General features: G+C 70.4%; 1 protein-coding gene and 1 pseudogene. Both read right to left on the reverse strand.

From position 1 onward, the window contains the following. Positions 1-243, reverse strand: a pseudogene (locus tag ACLWS4_RS37020) (hypothetical protein); the annotation flags it as partial. A gap of 39 nt (positions 244-282) precedes the next feature. Further along, on the reverse strand, positions 283-2,028 hold a 1,746-nt coding region (locus ACLWS4_RS37025; RefSeq protein ID WP_416876424.1), incomplete at its 5' end, for a tetratricopeptide repeat protein.

Here is a 2,028-nt window from a genome sequence, read left to right on the forward strand (position 1 = left end):
CGCCAGCACCTGGCTGAGCACGACCGTCCCGTACTGCCCCCGAGCCGCGTCGATCGCCCCCCGCAGCTGCTCCCGGGTCTGGAAGGCGGTCGCCTTCGGCGGGATCCGCCCGATCACCACCGGCCACTCCACCGGGGCGGTCGGCGCCGCGTACTGGTGGACGGTCATCTCGCCCGCCTGGAAGGCGCTGCCGTGCACGGTGGCGCTGCCGTCGATCCCGTTCCTGACCTGCCAGCCCCGCACCTGCTCGCCCCCACCACCGACCCGCTGAACCGGCCTCCATTATGGGCGAGGCGGGCTGCTGTCCCGGGGGGCCTTGGACCGGGGTTCTCGGGATGCGAAGCGTAGAGACTCCCTGACCGTCGAGGTCAAGGGATGGCCCGGTCCGCGGACGCGGTCGAGGTCCGCCAGCACCTGGCGGAGCATCTCCACCGCGTGGTCCCGGCTTCCGGACAGCCAGTAGCAGGTGGCGAGGCCGTAGCGGGTGTCGAGGGTGTCGGGGTGGTCTGTGCCGAGGACGCGTTCCTGGTCGGCAAGGACCTGTTCGAGGAGGTGAACGGCCTCCTCGGTGCGGCCGGCGGACCAGTAGCAGGTGGCGAGGCTGTGGCGGGTGATGAGGGTGCTGGGGTGGTCGGTGCCGAGGACGCGTTCCTGGTCGGCAAGGACCTGTTCGAGGAGGCGGATGGCGTCCTCGGTGCGTCCGACTTCCCGGTAGGCGTACGCGAGGTTGTGGCGGGTGTTGAGAGTGCTCGGGTGGTCGGGGCGGAGGACGCGTCGGCGGTCGGTGAGGACCTGTTCGAGGAGGCGGATGGCGTCCTCGGTCCGACCGGTCTCCGAGTAGCAGGTGGCGAGGCTGTGGCGCGTGCTGAGGGTACTGGGGTGGTCGGTTCCGAGGACCTGCTCGTGATCGGGGAGGACCTGTTCGAGCAGGTGGAGGGCGTCCTCGGTGCGTCCGACTTCCCGGTAGGCGTGCGCGAGGTTGTGGCGGACGATGAGGACATCGGGGTGGTGGGCTCCCAGAAGTCGCTCACTCGTGCTGAGGAGATCGCTCCAGTACTGCGTGCCGGTGGTGTACAGACCTGCCGTCATGAGGCTGACCCCGCACTGAAGGAGGAGATCGTGGATTCCCCTCGACGGTCGGATCAGGTGGGCGGCATCGTGCCCGGAGAGGACCTCGGTGTTGGCCCGGAACGTCGCGGCCGGGCCGTGTACGCCGTAGTCCGCGCTCGGCCACATCTCCAGGAGGGCGTTGGCGGCCGTGAGGACGGCCTGCGGGGTGTCGGGGCCGATGTCCAGCGCGGCCCGGGAGGTGAGCGCGTGGACGGCCACCTCCCGGTGGGAGGTCTCCGTGTGGTTGATCAGGCTGTAGTTGTGCAGCACCGCGAGCGCGTCCAGCGCCTCGTCGGCCGTGACCGGCCTGCCGCGAATGCTGTTGAGGTGGTTCAACACCGCTTCGGTGCTCCACAGTTGTTCCGGATGGCCGGCCGGGTCCAGTAGCGCGGTCAGGTGGAGTACGGGCCCGGCGAGGCCGAGCGGCTGCTCGAGCATGGCCGAGTCGAGGGCCAGCAGCAGCGCCGCCGTCACCGGTCCCCGGTAGCCGTCGATGCCGGTGCGGGCCGGTAGGACGGTGTCCAGGCTGTGGGTGCGGTCGCGGAAGAGTTCGAGGTAACGGCCGCAGCTGCGGCGGGTGTTGACCATGTAGGCGGCGGCATAGGCGAGCGCGAGCGGTAGGTGGCCCAGTTCCTCGGCGAGTTCGGCCGCGTGCTCGTCGAAGAAGCGCGTGCACTTCGCCCGCTCCAGACGCTCGCTCAGGTAGCTGATGGATTCGGCGGGGGAGTACGTGGTGATGTCGATGAGCGTCCGGTCGCCGCCCGTACTGGCCGCTCCCCGGTGGCGGGTGGTGGCGATGACCCGTCCGCGTCCGCCTCGGCTGGTGACGGGCCACAGCTGTTCGGGGGTGTGCTCGGTGGTGTTGTCGAGGACGATCAGCCAGCCGCGCTCGGTGGCGGCGAGCCAGGCCAGGAAGCG

The sequence above is a fragment of the Kitasatospora sp. SC0581 genome (genome assembly GCF_048159585.1).
Taxonomy (GTDB): Bacteria; Actinomycetota; Actinomycetes; order Streptomycetales; family Streptomycetaceae; genus Kitasatospora.